The organism is Roseomonas genomospecies 6 (assembly GCF_008365375.1).
Lineage (GTDB): Bacteria > Pseudomonadota > Alphaproteobacteria > Azospirillales > Azospirillaceae > Azospirillum.
This window is the reverse complement of record NZ_QOKW01000035.1, coordinates 38,614-56,530: the sequence shown is the minus strand read 5'-3', so window position 1 is coordinate 56,530 and position 17,917 is coordinate 38,614. Positions and strand designations below refer to the sequence as shown.

General features: G+C 68.5%; 14 protein-coding genes. 13 read left to right on the top strand and 1 reads right to left on the bottom strand.

Translation table 11 applies throughout. The annotated features are described in order from the left end of the window. Positions 1-128: 128 nt before the first annotated feature. The 13 genes from DS843_RS31955 to DS843_RS31945 all read left to right on the top strand — a co-directional run bounded on the left by DS843_RS31955 (position 129) and on the right by DS843_RS31945 (position 17,314). Positions 129-485 (top strand): hypothetical protein, encoded by a 357-nt coding sequence (locus DS843_RS31955; RefSeq protein ID WP_286192358.1) that lies wholly within the window; start codon positions 129-131, stop codon positions 483-485. A gap of 444 nt (positions 486-929) precedes the next feature. After that, positions 930-4,364, top strand: coding sequence for a UvrD-helicase domain-containing protein (locus DS843_RS31950; protein WP_286192357.1), 3,435 nt, complete (start codon positions 930-932; stop codon positions 4,362-4,364). 136 nt (positions 4,365-4,500) lie between these two features. After that, the gene (locus DS843_RS27465; protein ID WP_149472010.1) at positions 4,501-5,697 is read left to right on the top strand and encodes a hypothetical protein; all 1,197 of its coding nucleotides are present in this window, start codon (positions 4,501-4,503) and stop codon (positions 5,695-5,697) included. A 73-nt stretch (positions 5,698-5,770) separates the two neighbouring features. Further along, the gene (locus DS843_RS27460) at positions 5,771-6,160 is read left to right on the top strand and encodes a GxxExxY protein (RefSeq protein WP_149472009.1); all 390 of its coding nucleotides are present in this window, start codon (positions 5,771-5,773) and stop codon (positions 6,158-6,160) included. A gap of 96 nt (positions 6,161-6,256) precedes the next feature. After that, positions 6,257-7,171 (top strand): 50S ribosomal protein L11 methyltransferase, encoded by a 915-nt coding sequence (locus DS843_RS27455; RefSeq protein WP_149472008.1) that lies wholly within the window; start codon positions 6,257-6,259, stop codon positions 7,169-7,171. 69 nt (positions 7,172-7,240) lie between these two features. Beyond that, complete coding sequence (locus tag DS843_RS27450) at positions 7,241-7,702, top strand: tellurite resistance TerB family protein (protein WP_149472007.1); 462 nt, start codon at positions 7,241-7,243, stop codon at positions 7,700-7,702. Positions 7,703-7,819: 117 nt separating this feature from the next. Continuing rightward, a complete protein-coding gene (locus DS843_RS27445; RefSeq protein ID WP_149472006.1) occupies positions 7,820-9,850 on the top strand; it encodes a M24 family metallopeptidase in 2,031 nt (676 codons plus the stop codon). Between the two features lie 369 nt (positions 9,851-10,219). Further along, positions 10,220-10,585 carry a chemotaxis response regulator CheY gene (locus tag DS843_RS27440; protein WP_014241240.1) on the top strand — a complete coding sequence of 122 codons (366 nt, stop codon included), beginning with the start codon at positions 10,220-10,222 and terminating at the stop codon, positions 10,583-10,585. A gap of 12 nt (positions 10,586-10,597) precedes the next feature. Further along, complete coding sequence (locus DS843_RS27435; protein WP_475849419.1) at positions 10,598-11,662, top strand: protein phosphatase CheZ; 1,065 nt, start codon at positions 10,598-10,600, stop codon at positions 11,660-11,662. Positions 11,663-11,860: 198 nt separating this feature from the next. Next, positions 11,861-12,598 carry a protein phosphatase CheZ gene (locus DS843_RS27430; RefSeq protein ID WP_149472004.1) on the top strand — a complete coding sequence of 246 codons (738 nt, stop codon included), beginning with the start codon at positions 11,861-11,863 and terminating at the stop codon, positions 12,596-12,598. Positions 12,599-12,715: 117 nt separating this feature from the next. Beyond that, a complete protein-coding gene (locus tag DS843_RS27425) occupies positions 12,716-13,534 on the top strand; it encodes an outer membrane protein assembly factor BamD (protein ID WP_149472003.1) in 819 nt (272 codons plus the stop codon). An 8-nt stretch (positions 13,535-13,542) separates the two neighbouring features. Beyond that, positions 13,543-15,213, top strand: a complete 1,671-nt coding sequence (gene recN, locus DS843_RS27420; RefSeq protein ID WP_149472002.1) for a DNA repair protein RecN — start codon at positions 13,543-13,545, stop codon at positions 15,211-15,213. Positions 15,214-15,475: 262 nt separating this feature from the next. After that, complete coding sequence (locus DS843_RS31945) at positions 15,476-17,314, top strand: carbohydrate-binding domain-containing protein (protein ID WP_286192356.1); 1,839 nt, start codon at positions 15,476-15,478, stop codon at positions 17,312-17,314. A gap of 34 nt (positions 17,315-17,348) precedes the next feature. Here the strand turns inward: DS843_RS31945 and DS843_RS27410 are convergent, their stop codons facing one another. Continuing rightward, on the bottom strand, positions 17,349-17,876 hold the full coding sequence (locus DS843_RS27410) for a hypothetical protein (protein ID WP_149472001.1): 528 nt from the start codon (positions 17,874-17,876) through the stop codon (positions 17,349-17,351). Between the last annotated feature and the right edge of the window lie 41 nt (positions 17,877-17,917).

The following is a 17,917-nucleotide window of genomic DNA, read 5'->3' as shown; positions in this document are numbered from 1 at the left end:
CGCCGACGTGCTGGCGCGCATCAACGACATGCCCCAAACCCGCCTGCACGAACTCCTGCCCTGGAACTGGAAGGCAATCCCCGAGCAGACGAAAGCTGCCTGACCGCGCTACTCACCGGATGCGTACGATGGTTGTCGCGCAGGGTGCGGAGCTGTTCCACCTCGTCCTCGCCGCCGTTGGCGAGATCGATCAGGATCAACTCGGGCCGGACGCCCGCCGCCTCGACCGCGGGAACGCCCTCGCGCAGGCTGCCGGCCTCGCCCATCACCTTGAAGGGCGTGTTCTCGAACAGACGCTTCATCCCTTCGCGGAAGAGCTTGTTCGCGTCGATCAGGAAAACGTTCACGGGGTCCATTGTTCCTACCCGCCCTCTGATTGTTTCAATTCGGTCGTTCGTCTGGCGCCTCCGTGGACATCCGGTCCGGGGGGAGGGGCCGCTGTGCGCGGCTGTCCGTTTGGTTCCGGGGTGCCACGATTTGAATGAACCTTACCCCGGATTTGCGGAACAGAAAATTTCCCCAAAGGAAAAATCATGTCTCGCAATGGGCATATGCCCTAAGCCGAAATAAGACAAACCGTCCATCAAGCCGTCTCCGGACGTCGCGTGTGGAATAATCAATTGGCTCGAAGTTGCATTCAGCCTGTGATTTGTCTGTGACGCGGCGCGATTCACAGGAACCGATGGCCAATGGGACTTCCGGCCATTGTGATAAGGCGAGTGCCATTGGCCGTGGCATAGGTCATGCCGGGCGTAGACCGGCCCATGGTCCTAGGCCCGGGCCCTTCGTCGGGCCGTCCTGGCCGTTCCGTCCAGGGAAGGGGTTCGATGCGCCGGGGGGCGTGCTATATACGGTGTCCTCTCATTGATGAAGGAGGTCTCCCGCCGCGGGAGGCCCGCCAGCACATCCGCCAGAAACTCCGGTGCCGCATGTCCGATCCCTACGCCTACGACGATCCGCTGGGCCATGACCCTCTCAGTCACGCGGGCGGTCCGGCCCCCGCGCCGGTCCAGCGCTTCGCCTATCTGGACGGGCTGAATCCCGTGCAGCGCGAGGCGGTGGAGGCTCTGGACGGACCGGTGCTGGTTCTGGCCGGCGCCGGCACGGGCAAGACGCGCGTGCTGACGACGCGGCTTGCCCATCTGCTGATGACGCGCCGCGCCGCCGCCTTCCAGATTCTGACGGTGACCTTCACCAACAAGGCCGCCCGCGAGATGCGGGAGCGCGTCGCCCATCTGATGGGGATCGAGCCCGAGGGCTGGTGGCTGGGCACCTTTCACGCGCTGGCCGCGCGCATCCTGCGCCGCCACGCGGAACTGGTGGGGCTGAAGTCCAACTTCACGATCCTCGACACCGACGACCAGATCCGCCTGATCAAGCAGCTTCTCGAGGCGGAGAACATCGACTCCAAGAAGTGGCCGGCGCGGCAGGTCTTGGGCGTGATCGAGCGCTGGAAGGACCGCGGCCTGACCCCGGACCGGCTGAACGAGGGCGACGGCGGCGACGTGGCCGGTGGGCGTGTGGTGGCGCTCTACCGCGCGTACCAGGAGCGGCTGCGCACGCTGAACGCCTGCGACTTCGGCGACCTTCTGCTGCACAACATCACGCTCTTCCAGAAGCATCCGGACGTGCTGGCGGAATACCACCGCAAGTTCAAATACATCCTGGTGGACGAGTATCAGGACACCAACGTCGCGCAATATTTGTGGCTGCGCATCCTGTCCCAGGCGCACAAGAACATCTGCTGCGTCGGCGACGAGGACCAGTGCCTTGTCGCCGGGACGCCGGTCACGATGGCCGACGGCAGCCGCCGCCCCATCGAAGAGGTCCGGGCGGGCGATGCGGTGCTGTCCAATTTCGGCAGCGGCGACCAGCGCCCCGCCATCGTCGCGCGCACCCACGCCAAGGATTACCGGGGTGACGTGATCGTCGTCACCACCGCCGCCGGGCGGCGGTTGGTCAGCACGCCGGAGCATGTGCATTTCGCCGGTTACCGGCTGGGGCTGACGCCGCAGACCTATTTCACCTACCTGATGCACAAGCAGGGAATCGGCTGGCGGCTCGGCACGTCCCAGGTCTACACCGCCGGACAGGTGAAGCCGATGGTCGGCTTCGCGCAGCGCCTGTTGCAGGAGCGGGCCGACGCTCTGTGGATCGTCGGGACGCACAAGACCGAAAACGACGCGCGGGCCGACGAGTACATCACGTCGCTGCGCTATCAGATTCCGACACTGCCGTTCGTTCCCCGTAAGGGCCGGTCGGAAAACGGGCTGGTGCAGGACGCGGCCTATCTGTCGCGGGTCTTCGCGGCGTTCGACACGGACGCGAGCGCCGCGCGCCTGTTGGCCGACCGCGGATTGCCGGCGGATCACCCGCACCACCGCCCGCGCTCGCGCAACGCCAGCCGGCGCAACGTCGTGGTCACGCTGTGCGGTGACCGCCGCGGTCCGACGCCGATGCACCGCATTTCCATCGTCGGCAACGACGAGGACGGCGGCGGGATGCTGAGGGAACTCGGCTACAGCGTCCGTGTCGCCAAGGCGGATTCGGAAAGCTGGCGGGTTGAAACCGCCAATCGGGACTATGGACGGCTGCTGGCCGACGCGGAACGGATTCGCGAGGCTTTCGGTGCCGTGAACCTGATCCGCGTCGCTCGTCTGGGCACCAACCAGGGCGACGTGACGGAAGCCAATTCACTTCCCTTCACCCCGGCCGCAGCGGTGCTGCCGGGCATGGCCATGTTCTCGGACGATGGCGGTTACGACATCGTCACGTCCGTCGAGCGCGTCTTCTACGAAGGGACCGTCCACGATCTGGACATCGAATCGACCCACAATTTCCTGGCGGACGGGATCTACACCCACAACTCCATCTACGCCTGGCGCGGCGCGGAGATCGGCAACATCCTGCGCTTCGAGGCCGACTTTCCCGGCGCCAAGGTGGTCAAGCTGGAGCAGAACTACCGCTCCACCGGGCACATCCTGTCCGCGGCCTCCGGCCTGATCGCCAACAACAAGGGGCGGCTCGGCAAGACGCTGTGGACCCAGGCGGACGGCGGCGAGCCGGTGCGCGTGCGCGGCGTCTGGGACGGCGAGGAGGAGGCCCGCTGGGTCGGCGACGAGATCGAGGCGCTGCAGCGCCAGGGCGTGTCGCTCGCCCAGATCGCGGTGCTGGTCCGCGCCGGCTTCCAGACCCGCGAGTTCGAAGAGCGCTTCATCACGCTGGGCCTGCCTTACCGGGTGATCGGCGGCCCGCGCTTCTACGAGCGGCAGGAGATCCGCGACGCGATGGCCTATCTGCGCGTCGTCAATTCGCCCGACGACGATCTGGCCTTCGAGCGCATCGTCAACGTGCCCAAGCGCGGCATTGGCCCGGCGGCCCTGCAATGCCTCTATCAGGCGGCGCGGGCGCGCGGCATGCCGCTGACCGAGGCCGGCTGGGCGCTGACCGAGACGGACGAGCTGAAGCCGAAGGTGCGCGGCACGGTGCGCAACCTGCTTCAGGACTTCTTCCGCTGGCGCACCCTGTCGGCGACCATGCCCCACACCGATCTGGCGCGCATGGTGCTGGACGAATCCGGCTACACCCGCATGTGGCAGGAGGACAAGACGCCCGAGGCGCCGGGCCGTCTGGAGAACCTGAAGGAACTCATCACCGCCATGGCGGAGTTCGAGAACCTGCCGGGCTTCCTGGAGCATGTCGCCCTGGTCATGGAGAACGCCGAGGCCGCCGGGGTCGATCAGGTCACGGTGATGACGCTGCACGGCGCCAAGGGGCTGGAGTTCGACATGGTCTTCCTGCCCGGCTGGGAGGAGGGCGTGTTCCCCAACCAGCGTGCCCTGGACGAGACGGGCATCGCCGGTCTGGAGGAGGAGCGCCGCCTCGCCTATGTCGGGCTGACGCGCGCGCGCAAGCGGGCCTACATCAGTCACGCGGCCAACCGGCGGCTCTACGGCAACTGGGTCAGCGCCATCCCCTCCCGCTTCGTGGAGGAGATCCCGGGCGGCGACGTGGAGGCGGAGGCGGCGAGCGGCCTCTATCCCGGCGGGGGCGGCGGCTTCGGCGGGGGAGGGGGCTTCCGCGACTCGCCGAGCTTCGCCGCCTTCCGCGCCGGCCAGCAGGCGGCGGGGCGGCAGCAGCCCCCGGCGCCGCGCACCATCACGCTGGACGGCGGCTCCTACCATGTCGAACCGCGCGCCCGCCCGAACGCGCCTTTCCCGAAGGGCGCGCGGGTGTTCCACCAGAAGTTCGGCTACGGCACCGTCACCGCGGTCGATCAGGACAAGCTGGAGATCGACTTCGATCAGGCGGGCAGCAAGAAGGTGATGGACAGCTTCGTCGTGCCGGCGGAGAAGGCGGGGTAACAAGCCGGGCCAAAGGAAGCGGGGCGGCCGATTGCCGCAGCCTGCCGTTGCGGTGACGGTCGTCACAGTCCGCAGGGTGGCGGAGGGGTTACACCGGAGGGACCAGCATCCCGCCCACAGCCCCGGAACCACCCCCGTGTTCGGCAAGAGCAGCACCGCATTCGAGGTCCAGATCCGCCGCGAAGGCCGTTGGACGATCGAAGGAACCTTCGACGACGAACGTCGCGGACTGTCCTCCGCCCGCAGTTGGCTGGCGGTCAGCGGGGTGGAGGAGGTGAAGGTCCTCCGGTTCCGCACGCTGGCCGGGCTGTCGCTGGAGACGGTGATCTTCCAGAAGGCCGTTCCGGTGGTGAAGGACAAGCCCATGATGCTGGGCGGAACGGCGGAGGGCGCGCCCTTCTGCACGGCCTCCGGCGACCTTTACGAGTTCGAGGCGCGGGCGATCACCGGGCGGTTGCTGCGCCCCTTCCTCGACAAGTTCCGCATCACCCCGACCGAGCTTCTCCATTCCTGGACCTATCTGCGCAAGCTGGACGAGCAGGGCCTGCTGCTGGGCGCGGCGATCCAGGCGGTGGCCCGCCATCACGCGGACCGGCACGGGGTGGCGGTGCCGGCGCGGGCGCGCGAATTGCGGGCCTTCGCCGATGTGGTGATGGCCCGCGCCCGCGACTTCCAGGCGGAGCGCAAGGGCCTGCCGCCCTTCGACCTCGCCGACCTGTCCGCCTCCAGCCGGGCCATCGACGCCGCGGTGGGGGAGGAAAGGCACGATGTCGTCTTCCTCAGCCAACTCACCGTTTGTCTGGCGGACCGCAATTCCCTGGCGGGCAAGCTGGAGTTGCTGCTCGACCTGATCGGGCCGGACGTGGAGCCGCGGCACCTCGCTCTCATCGACGGGGTGATGGCCGACGCGCTGGGCTCCGCCGAACTGGTGAAGGAGCTTCTGGGCGCGCAGCCGAACCTTGCCCTGGGGCTGTGCGCTCTGGCCGACCTGATCCTGGGCCGCGATCCGCAACCGAAGAGCGAACCGGTGAGCCCCATCCTGGCTCACATCGGCACGCTGATCGTCCAGGGGCGGGCTCCCTGCTGCCGCGCCGTTCTGCTGGACCGCATCCGGCAGTCGCTCAACGGCACCCAGCCGCTCGACCGCCGCGACCCGAAGAAGGAGGCGCTGCTGGCCGACCACCTCGCCACCCATCTGCGCGATCCGCAGGGGCGCCTGCTGGGCGGCGCCGAGGTGGAAAAGGCGCTGGCCCGCCGGCTGGTCCGCCACCGGCAGGCGATCCTGCGCGAACAGGGAATGCACGACATCGCGGACCGGCTGTCGGGGCGGTGAGGGAGTGTCGGGTGGGGGAGGGGAAACCACGAAGACACGAAGGCACGAAGAAATTCACGAAGGACGTTTTCGCATGGATGGGGCCGTATCTTCCGCGCTGAACGCCTTGTCACGCGAGGTCGTGGATGCGGGCTATACGGTTCACAGCCGTCTCGGGCCGGGATTGCTTGAATCCGTGTACGAAGCTTGCCTTGTCCATGAGCTGTCCAAACGCGGCCTCTCGGTCAAGCGTCAGGTCATCGTTCCCATTCAGTATGATGACGTGCGGATCGACGAGGGATTCCGCATTGACGTCCTCGTGGACGATTCAATCGTCATCGAGATCAAGGCGGTCGAGCACACCCTGCCGGTCCACGAAGCGCAGCTTCTGACCTACCTGCGGATGACTGGGCACCGTCTGGGATTCCTGATGAATTTCAACGTGCCGTGCTTCAAGGAGGGGGTTCGGCGCCGGGTGCTCTGACGGACCGCACTGACTTTGTGAAAATCTTTGTGTCTTTGTGGCTTGGTGGTAAAACCGCTTCCACTACGACGATTCCCCCCGAAATGCGGATTCTTCATGTCCTCCTCCAAGCTCTGGCGCATCGCGCTCGTCATTCCCGAAGCCCACGCCCCCGCGTTCGCCGAGGCGATTGGCGACCATGCCGACGCGGTGTCCACCTTCGAGCTTGAGGAGCACGGCGACTGGCTGGTCGAGGCGACGGTCTATGGGCAGCCGGACGAGGCGCGGCTGAACGCCCGCGTCGCCGTTCTGGCGGAGGCCGTGGGCATTCCCGAGCCGAAGCTGATCGTCGAGGAACTGCCCCTCATCGACTGGGTGTCGCACAGCTACCAGGGCTTTCCGCCGATCCAGGCCGGGCGCTTCTTCGTCCACGGCTCCCACCATGAGGGGATCGTCCCGGCGGGCAGCATCCCGCTGCTGGTCGACGCCGCCACCGCCTTCGGCACGGGCGAGCACGGCTCGACCAAGGGTTGCCTGATGGCCCTGGACCGGCTGTCGCGCCGCATGGCCCTGCCGCACCGCGGGCGGGGCGGGGCGCTCGACATGGGCTGCGGGTCGGGCATCCTGGCGCTGGCGGTGACCAAGCGCTGGCGGGTGCCCGTCACCGCCGTGGACATCGATCCGGAGGCGGTGCGCGTCACCCGCGTCAACGCCGCCCTCAACGGGGTGAAGGCCCGCATCCGCTCGCAGGGCGGCGACGGCTACCACACCGCCATCGTGGGCAAGCACAAGCCCTACCGCCTCATCACCGCCAACATCCTGGCCCGCCCGCTGGCCCGCATGGCGCCGCAACTCAAGCGCCATCTCCAGCGCGGCGGGGTGGCCGTCCTGGCCGGGCTGCTGAACCGGCAGGAGCGCCACGTCATCCAGGCGCACCGCGCCCAGGGCCTTCACCTCGTCTCCCGCATCCCGGTCGGCGAATGGACCACCCTTGTGGTGAAGCGCCCGAAGCGGAAGGCCGTAAAGGGCTGACGCCTCTGGTTTTCGGTCCTCCCGTCGCCATCTCCTTGACCGGATGACTGGACGACCGGAGGAGGACCGATGCTGAACCGGATCAGGGCGCTGTTCCAGGAGAACGACCCCGGCGACGACCGCCACAGGCTGGAGGCCGCCGCCGCCGCCCTTCTGGTCGAGGCGGCGCGGACCGACGACACCATCTCCGCGGCGGAGCGCGCGCGCATCCTCGACGTCACCCGCCGCCACTTCCATCTGAGCGAGGAGGAGGCGCAGGACCTGCTGTCCGCCGCCGTGTTCGACACGGAAGGCGCCTCGCCCTATTACCGTTACGTCACGGTCATCAACGACCACTGCCCGCCGGACAAGCGGCTGTGGATCATCGAGATGCTGTGGGAGGTCGCCTACGCCGACGGCGAACTGAACGATCTGGAGGCCAACCTGCTGCGCCGCATCGGCGGTCTGCTGCATGTGCCGGACGTGGACCGCGGCGCCGCGCGCAAGCGCGTTCTGGAACGGCTGGGTCTGCCCGACGATTCGGGGATCTGAGAACTCGGTCGTTTGGGCCGGGCCGTTCGTGTGCCTATGCCCTTTCCCGCGCTTGCGCGGTGCGGCGTCCCTGCCTAGCCTGTCGCGGTCGGCTTCACCGGATGAGGATCAGCCCCCGTGTCCAGCGCTTACCGCGGCGACGAAACCCTGGCGCAGCTTTTGGCCCAAACGGGCGTGCCCCAAACCCCCGCGGATGTCCGCAGCCTCGTCGCCGGGGTGCTCGCGGCGCCGGAGGGGGTGGAGCCCGACGGCTGGATGGTCATGGTCGGGGAGCGGCTTTCCGAAGACCTCAAAGGCCAGCTCCGCGCCCTGAAGGCCGAACTGGCCGATGGCCGTGTTGCCGAGACTCCGGATTACGCCGCCCGCATCGCCGCCCTGCGCGGCGTCCTGGCGCGCGCCGATCTGGACGGCTTCATCGTCCCGCGCGGCGACGAGCATCAGGGGGAATATGTGCCGCCGCGCGCCCAGCGGCTGGCCTGGCTGACCGGCTTCACCGGATCGGCGGGCCACGCCGTGGTCGGGCGGCAGCGCGCCGCCGTGTTCGTGGACGGGCGCTACACGCTCCAGGTCCAGGCGGAGGTGTCGGGCGATCTCTATGAATACCGGCATCTGGTGGACGACCCGCTGACCGATTGGGCGGCGGACGCGCTGCCGCGCGGCGGGCGTCTTGGTTACGATCCTTGGTTGCACACCGCCGGCTGGGTGGAGCGCACCCGCCAGCAATTGGAGCGCATCGGCCTGTCCCTGGTGCCCTGCCCGGACAACCCGGTGGACCGCGTGTGGACCGGCCAGCCGCCGGCCCCGCTGGCCCCGGTGGTGGCGCAGGACATCGCCTTCGCGGGTGACGGCGCCGCCGACAAGCGCGCCCGCATCGCCGGGGACCTGAAGCGGAACGGCGTCGGCGCCGTGGTGCTGACCCAGCCCGACTCCATCGCGTGGCTGCTGAACCTGCGGGGGGCGGACGTGCCCTGCACGCCGTTGCCGCTGTCCTTCGCGGTGCTGAAGGACGACGGGCAGGTGGATCTCTTCATCGACCGCCGCAAGCTGGCGCCGGGCGTGGAGTCCCATCTCGGCAACCAGGTGGCCGTGCGCGCGCCCGACGATCTGGGCGCGGCGCTGGATGCGCTGGGGCGCGAGGGGCGCAAGGTGATGGTGGACCCGGCCTCCACCTCCGCCTGGATCTTCGACCGGCTGCATCTGGCCGGCGCGAAGCTGGAACGCGACCCCGACCCCTGCGCCCTGCCCAAGGCCTGCAAGAACGAGGCGGAGCTGGCCGGCACCCGCGCCGCCCACATCCGCGACGGCGCGGCGCTCGTCCGGTTCCTGCACTGGCTGTCGCAGGAGGCGCCCTCCGGCACCGTGACGGAGATGGCGGCGGCGGAGCGGCTTCTGGACTTCCGCCGCGTCAACGAGCGGTTCCGCGGCCTCAGCTTCGACACCATTTCCGGCGCTGGGCCGAACGGAGCCATCGTCCATTACCGCGCGTCGGAGGCGACCGACCGCCGGCTGGAGCCGGGCAGCCTGTTCCTGCTGGACAGCGGCGCCCAGTATCAGGACGGCACCACCGACGTGACGCGCACCATCGCCATCGGCGCGCCGACTCCGGAGATGCGGGAGCGCTTCACCCTCGTCCTGAAGGGCCACATCGCCGTCAGCACGGCGCGTTTCCCGCGCGGCACCACGGGGTCGCAGCTCGACACGCTGGCCCGCCTGCCGCTGTGGAGGCTGGGGCTGGACTACGACCACGGCACCGGCCATGGGGTGGGCAGCTACCTGTCGGTGCATGAGGGGCCGCAGCGCATCTCCAAGGTGCCGAACAGCGTGGCGCTCCAGCCCGGCATGATCCTGTCCAACGAGCCCGGCTACTACAAGACCGGCGCCTACGGCATCCGCATCGAGAACCTGATCGTCGTCCAGCCGCTCGACCTGCCCATGGCGGATCGGCCCATGCTGGGGTTCGAGGTGCTGACCCTGGCGCCCATCGACCGCAACCTCGTCGAGCCGGCACTGATGACGCAGGAGGAGATCGCCTGGCTGAACGCCTACCACGCCCAGGTGCGCGAGGTCCTGGAGACTCAACTCTCCAGCGAGGGAAGCGATGCGGTGATCCAATGGCTGCGGCAGGCAACTTCTCCGATCATCGTCTGATGGAGATGCCCCGCATCGGACCTTGGCCTGCGGACGGCGGAACTTCCGGGCGCAAATCAGCCCGTGCGTTCGGTCGGGAAATCTGGCAAGGTCCCCACCCGGTGCAGGGGTATGTCCGTTCGGACCGCCGCCGGAAGCGCGTCCGTGCCTGAAACGATGCTTCATCGTATTTGAGCACGAATGAAATTCGGCGGTCTTGGTAACCCGATATTTACGGGCTTACCTCACTGTGTCCGTGAGGGATGACTTTTCGGCAGACTTAGGGCATCACAGTCGGACCAGACCTCGACCTCGGCGCTCGCCATGCAGCGCCGGGCGGGCTGAACGCCGGGCCGGGGCCTAGCAACGGAAGAATGCGGAGACGCGTAGATGAAGATCCTTGTCGTCGATGACTACGCCACCATGCGGCGCATCGTGCGGAACCTCCTGACCCAGATCGGCTACACGGACATCGACGAGGCCGGCGACGGCGTCTCGGCTCTGCAGAAGCTGCGCGAGAGCAAGTTCGGGCTCATCATTTCCGACTGGAACATGGAGCCGATGACCGGCCTGCAGCTCCTCAAGGAGATCCGCGCCGACGCCAAGCTCGCCTCGACGCCGTTCATCATGGTCACCGCCGAAAGCAAGACCGAGAACGTGATCGCCGCCAAGCAGGCCGGCGTGAACAACTACATCGTCAAGCCTTTCAACGCCGATACGCTGAAGCAGAAGATCCAGGCCGTCATCGGCGGGTAAGGAGTGGTTGGGTTGGAACAGCTTCCGCAGCTTTCCGAGGAAGAGTTCGACCAGATCGAGGAAGCGATCGCCCGCACGAACAAGGGGCGTGCCTTCCTGCGCCGCTTCCACCGCCGGGCCCATGGGGCCGCGGCGGAGGAAGTGCGCAAAATGCTGGTGGAGTTCCGCAGCTCCTGGCACCAGCAGAGCGAGGTGGTGGAAGCGGCCAAGCACGTCGAGGTGCTGCGGCGCGAACTGATGGAGATGGCTGCCTCCATCGAGCAGGCGCGGCGCGAGGTCGCAGCCCTGCGTCCGCCCGACGGGGGCGGAGACAAGATCACATCGGCGACGAACGAGCTGGACGCCATCGTCATCTCGACCGAACGCGCGTCCTTCGAGATCCTGAACGCCGCCGAGCGGCTGATGGACCTGTCGGGCAAGCTGAAGGCGGAGGGCGCCGATCCCGGCCTCTGCTCCGAGATCGAGGGGGAGGTGACGAACATCTTCACCGCCTGCTCGTTCCAGGACCTGACCGGCCAGCGCACCAGCAAGGTGGTCAACGCGCTCCGCTACATCGAGCAGCGCGTCAACGCGATGATCAACATCTGGGGCATCGAGAAGCTTGCCGGCATCCAGGTCGCGCAGGAAAACACGGACACCCGCCCGGACGCCCATCTGCTGAACGGCCCGCAGCTCGACGGTCTCGGCGTCAGCCAGGCCGACGTGGACAGCATGTTCGACAGCCCGGCTCCGGCTCCGCCGCCGGTCCCCGAGCCGGCTCCTGCCGCACCGGCGACTGGAGCCAAGGCGAGCCAGGCGGACATCGACAGTCTGTTCGACAGCCCGGCTCCGGCCGCCGCCCCGGTGCAGGCCAGCCAAGCGGACATCGACAGCCTGTTCGACAGCCCGGCTCCCGCCCCCGCGGCTCCGGCGCCCGCTCCGGCCCCCGCTCCGGCCAAGAAGCCGGTGCCCAAGCCGCCCTCCGCGGCGAAGCCGGTGCCCAAGCCCGCGGCCAAGCCGGCGGCCCCGCCGCCGCCCGCGGCGGACGAACCGCCGGCCCCGCTGGATCAGGCCGCGATCGACGCTCTGTTCGGCTGATGACCGACCCGGAGACGGTTCGGTGTCGGAGTTGTGAAGAGTTGTCGCGGTGCCAATCGGCAGGCGAAAAGGACTGTGAAGTTTGTTATGACGATCGTCGTCCGCCGGGCCGATGCCGGTCCCGGCGGGCAGTGCTGACCAGACGGCCCGGCAAGCGCTGACGCCCCGGACGCTCATTCGGAAAGAGGCGGAGCCCGCATGAAGACTCTCTCGAAACCCTTCATGGCCGAGCTTCAGAAGGCCCGCCGGAACGGCAATCCCTATCAATCCGTGGTGGACGACGCCTCCGCCCTGGCCCCGGCGCTGGCGTCCCTGCCGTCCGGTCCGGTGACGGTGGACAACAGCGAGGTCATCCGCGCCATCGGCGACCTCGGCGCCAAGCTCGACCGCTTCCTGACCATGGACGCCCAGCAGATCGACCAGATCCAGGTCGAGATCGCCGACATCTCGGGCCGGATCAAGGCGACCAAGGTGGAAATGGCGGCCATCCGCCACCCTCTGGCCGGCGACGACAAGTTCCAGCAGGCATCCCAGGAACTGAGCGCCGTCGTCTCCGCGACGGAGGCCGCGACCAACACCATCATGGCCTGCGCGGAGGAGTTGGAGGAGGTCGTTCACGAGCTGAAGTCGTCGCTGCCGGAGGGCTATCACGCCGACCGCGTCAACGACATGAACGACGTGATCGTCCGCATCTACGAAGCCTGCAACTTCCAGGACCTGACCGGCCAGCGGATCACCAAGGTCGTGCGCGCGCTGTCCTTCATCGAAGAGCGCGTGGACGCGATGATGAGCCACTGGAACAAGCGCGAGTTCGAGGCGATGCCCCTGCCGCCCACCGTCACCAAGATGGACGAGACGCTGGAGCTGCACGGCCCCGCCGACCAGCAGGAAATGGGCAACATCAGCCAGGCCGACATCGACGCGCTGTTCGGCTGACCGGCGGTTATCCGGCCCCGCCGACACCGTGGTTCGAAATTTGTTCGCCGAAGCGGCTTGCCGCCCCCGCGCCCCGGCGTGCTATATAGGGCCAACTTCGAAAGCACTGCGACGACCATGCCCCGCCGTTTCACCCGCCTGCCGCTCGCGGCCCTCCTCCTGGCCTCCGCCCTGACCGCCTGCTCCTCGACCAAGCCCGAGGACCAGTATGTCGAGCGCCCGGCCGAGCAGATCTACCAAGAGGCCGACGCGGCCATGCGGGAGGAGCGGTTCCGGGTCGCCGCCAAGCTCTACGACGAGGTGGAGCGCCAGCACCCCTATTCCGAATGGGCGGGCAAGGCGCAGATCATGGCGGCCTACGCGCATTACCAGGATCTGAAGTACGACGACGCGATCCTGGCGCTCGACCGCTACATCCAGCTTCATCCGGGCAGCCCCGACGTCGCCTACGCCTATTACATGCGGGCGCTGTCCTATTACGAGCAGATCACCGACATCCGCCGCGACCAGCGCATGACCCGTCTGGCGCTGGACGCGCTGTCGGAGGTCGTGCGCCGCTTCCCGGACAGCCCGTACGCCCGCGACGCCAAGATCAAGATCGACCTGACCAACGACCATCTCGCCGGCAAGGAGATGGAGGTCGGGCGCTTCTATCTGAAGCAGGGGCAGTACACCGCCGCCATCGGCCGGTTCCGCACGGTGATTGAAAGCTACCAGACGACCTCCCATGTGCCTGAGGCGCTTCACCGGCTGGTGGAGTGCTATCTGGCGCTGGGAATCACGGACGAGGCGAAGACCGCCGCCGCCGTGCTCGGCCACAACTTCCCCGGCAGCGAATGGTACACGGACAGCTACGCACTGCTGGTGGACGCCAACGTGCGTCCGGAGCGAAACGAGAAGTCCTGGATCAGCAGAGCCTGGAGCTCCCTGTTCTAGGCCGATCCATGCTGGCTTCGCTGACGATCCGGGACGTCGTCCTGATCGAACGGCTGGGGCTGGGCTTCCGCAAGGGCCTGTGCGTCCTCACCGGCGAGACCGGTGCCGGCAAGTCCATCCTGCTCGACGCGCTGGGGCTGGCCCTTGGCGCGCGGGCCGATTCGGGCCTCGTCCGCCATGGCGCCGATCAGGCGTCGGTGACGGCGGAGTTCGAGCTGTCGGGCGACCATCCGGCGCTGGCCATCCTCAAGGAGCAGGGGCTCGACCCCGAGGAACGGCTGGTGGTCCGCCGCACCGTCAGCGCCGACGGGCGCAGCCGCGCCTGGGTCAACGATCAGGCGGTGGGCGTCGGCCTGCTGAAGCGGTTGGGAGAGGAGCTGGTCGAGGTCCATGGCCAGTTCGACACCCACGGCCTTCTGAACCCGCAGACCCACCGCAGCGTGCTGGACGCCTACGCCGGGCTGGCCGCGCAGGCCGCCCAGGTGGCCGCCGCCCACCGCGCCTGGAGGCAGGTGGAGGACGCGCGCGCCAACGCCGCCGCCGAGATCGCCCGCGCCCGCTCGGAGGAGGAGTATCTCCGCCACGCCGTGGCCGAGCTGGACGCGCTGGCCCCCAAGCCGGGGGAGGAGGAGGAGCTGGCCGAGACCCGCGCCGTGCTGATGCACCGGGAAAAGCTGGTCGACGCCCTGAACGCCGCCTATGGGGAGTTGTCGGGCGACCGCGGGGTGGAGCGCGCCCTGTCCGCGGCCATCCGCACGCTCAGCCGCATCGCCGACAAGGCCGGCGGCAAGCTGGACCCGGTGATCGCCGCGCTGGACCGCGCCGCAACCGAGGCGGGAGAGGCCATCGCCGGTCTCCAGGCCGTCTCCTCCGACGTGGACATGGACCCGCAGGCTTTGGAGAAGCTGGAGGAACGGCTGTTCGCGCTCCGCGCCGCCGCCCGCAAGCACGGCGTGGACGTGGATGCGCTGGCCCCCCTGCGCAAGGACATGGCCGACCGGCTGCTGCTGATCGAGGACCAGGGCGACCTGCTCGCCCGCCTCGCCCGCGAGGCCGAGGCCGCCCGCGACGCCTACCGCAAGGCCGCCGAGTCGCTGAGCCGGGAGCGTCAGCAGGCCGCCGGGCGGCTGGACGCCGCCGTCGCCGCGGAACTCGCCCCGCTGAAGCTGGAGAAGGCGAAGTTCCGCACGCTGGTCGAACCGCTGGCCGACGAATCGGACTGGACCGCCGCCGGCATGGACCGCGTGGCCTTCCAGGTTGCCACCAACCCCGGCTCACCCCCCGGCGCCCTGAACAAGATCGCGTCGGGCGGCGAGCTGGCGCGCTTCATGCTGGCGCTGAAGGTGGTGCTGGCCCAGACCTCGACCGTCGGCACGCTGGTGTTCGACGAGGTGGACACCGGCATCGGCGGCGCCGTCGCCGCCGCGGTGGGGCAGCGTCTGTCGACTCTCGGCAACGGGCTCCAGGTGCTCGTGGTCACCCACAGCCCGCAGGTCGCCGCCCGCGGCTCCATCCACCTGAAGGTTCAGAAGTCGGTGAAGGGGGAGCAGGTGACGACCGGCGTGATCGAACTGGACGGCGACGACCGGCGCGAGGAGATCGCCCGCATGCTCTCCGGCGCCACCGTCACCGCGGAGGCCCGCGCCGCCGCCGAAAGCCTGATCGCCGGGCGGGGATAGCACCCCTTTCATACCGGTGAGCGGATGAAGGGATTTTCTCCCTTCATCCGCTCACCGGAGCGCCCGACCGGGCGCCGCGCCCCATGGCGCGAAAAGCCTGCGTGGCGTTTGAACGCAATACGGCAAGCCATTGGCTTGCCGGTATGAGGTCACAGCAATCGCCCGCAGCGGTCATACGGCGGCCACAGCAAAAGCCGCATAGTCCAGCCTTGCGCGCCCGGAAACGGGCGCCGTTCTCCCAAGAACGAACAAGGTTGGCAAGATGTCGAACAGCTCCGCCTCCGCCGGCAACGTCGTCGTGATCGACAGCGGCCTGTCCTCCGCCTGGAACACGGGCCGGCTGGTCTATCAGTATGATTTCTACGGCAACGACAACGACGCCATGGTCGCCAACGCGAACACGCACGGCGCCCTGGTCACCGCGGAGATCCTGGAGAACGCGCCCGACGTCGGCATCATCGCGCTGAAGGTCATGCCGGACGACGGCAGCGGCGCCAGCGAGGCCAACATCGAGAAGGCCCTGCAATGGGTCGTCGCCAACGCCGACGCCTACAACATCACGGCGGTGAACCTGTCGCTGGGCGGCGGGGCGCAGACGACCGCGGCCAAGACCGCCATTTCCGACGAGTTGGCGGCGCTGGCCGCCAAGCGGGTGCTGACCGTGGCCGCCGCCGGCAACAGCGGCGACGGCGGGGTGACGCAAGGCGTGTCCAGCTACTCCGCCGACGTGAACCAGATCTGCGTGTCGGCCTCCACCGGTGACGGCGGCTTCCCATCCTGGGCGCAGCGCAGCCCGACCCTGACCGACGTTTGCGCGGACGGCACCGACGTGCGGGTCACCAATCTGGCGGGCGTCACCTACACGGCGAACGGCTCCTCCTTCGCCGCCCCGGCGGTCACCGCGGCGGTGGCGCGGGCGCAGCAGGCGTGGGTGGAGCAGACCGGCAGCCGGCTGACCCAGGCGGAATTCCTCGATCTGGCCCGCGGCACGGGCAAGGCCATGGGCACGTCGGGCTATTTCGAACTGGACGCCGACGCCCTGCTCGCCAAGATCGCCCAATCCGCCCCCGCGGCGACGGCGCAGAGCGCCACGACGGTCACCGTCAACGCCTCCGGCGCGGCGGCGGGCGGGGTGAATGCCCACTTCAAGCTGCTGGTGGACGGCAAGACGGTGGGGCAGGCCACGGTGGACTCGGCGGCCAAGGATTACAGCTTCACCACCACCCTGACCGCCGATCAGGCGCACAAGGTGCAGATCCAGTACGACAACGACGGCTTCGTGAACGGACAGGACCGCAACCTGTTCGTGAACAAGGTCACCATCAACGGCAACGCCCACAGCCCGGCCGCCGCCAACGTCACCTACGACAAGGGCGCGCTGGACGGGAAGGACGTGGTCAAGGGCCAGTCGTCGATGTGGTGGGGCGGCACTCTGGTGGTGGACGCCCCGGCGAAGGATTTCCCGGCCCAGGCCGCCCCGGCCAACACCACCATCACGGTCAACGCCTCCGGCGCCGCCGCGGGCGGGGTGAACGCCCATTTCAAGCTGCTGGTGGACGGCAAGGCCATCGGCGACGCGACGGTCGGCACCTCGGCCAAGGACTACAGCTTCACCACCAGCCTGACCGCCGATCAGGCGCACAAGGTGCAGGTGCAGTACGACAACGACGCCGTCGTGAACGGCCAGGACCGCTCTCTGTTCGTCAACAAGGTGACCATCAACGGCCACGCCGTCGCGCCCACGGCGTCGAACGTCACCTACGACAAGGGCGCTCTCGACGGGAAGGACGTGGTGAAGGGCCAGCCCTCGATGTGGTGGAACGGCACTCTGGTCGTCGATGCCGACAAGTCCTGGTTCCCCTCCGCCCAGAGCGGCGCGGTGGCGTCCGCCCTTTCCACCGATGGGCAGGACAGCGTGTGGCAGCATCTCGTCGCCCAGGGGCTCGAAGCTGCGGCGCCGGTTCATGGGGACATCGCCTCGACTATGGCGGAGTTCATGGCGGGGTCCATGGCGGACGGGGGTCTGTCGGCGGATGTCTACGCCCATGCCGCTCTGCCGGACCATCATCCCGACCCGCTGCACCCGTTCGACATGGCCTGAGGAGGAGCGCCCCCTACGGGGGGCGCCGGCCCGTTCAGGCCGCGCTTTTCCAGGGCTGCCAGCCGCCCAGGCGGAGCCCGACCGCGATGCCGGTGAAGGGAATGCGCAACTCAAGGTCGCGGGGCTGAAAGAAGGTCAGCCGTTCCGGGGCGCCGGTGGGGCCGTATTCCAGACGGGCGCCTTTCGGCTCCTCCGCGAACTCGTCGCTCATCACCTGCCAGATCTCCAGGTCGTCGCCGTGGTTGGAGATCTTGTACTGGCCGCAGCGCCAGACCGGCGCTTCGCCCACGCCGCCCTCGACCACCTTCTTGTCGCCGTCCATCTTCACGTCGCCCACGCCGGCGGCCCGGCCCGACATGGACGGCCCCTGGCTTTCCGCGCGGAAGCCCAGCCGCAGCCAGGCGGAGCGGGTGCGCGGGATCATGCGGCGCAGCAGGCGCGCGTCCTCCGTCGCGAAATGGTCCGGATCGTCGTACAGGATGCGGTCCAGCGCGGCGGCGATGACGAATCGATCGTCGATGGTCAGGCTGCCGTCGGTTGGGCGGCTGGTCGGCTCGTTCATGCAGCACATCCGTTCACGGGCGCCGGTTCATCATACACGCA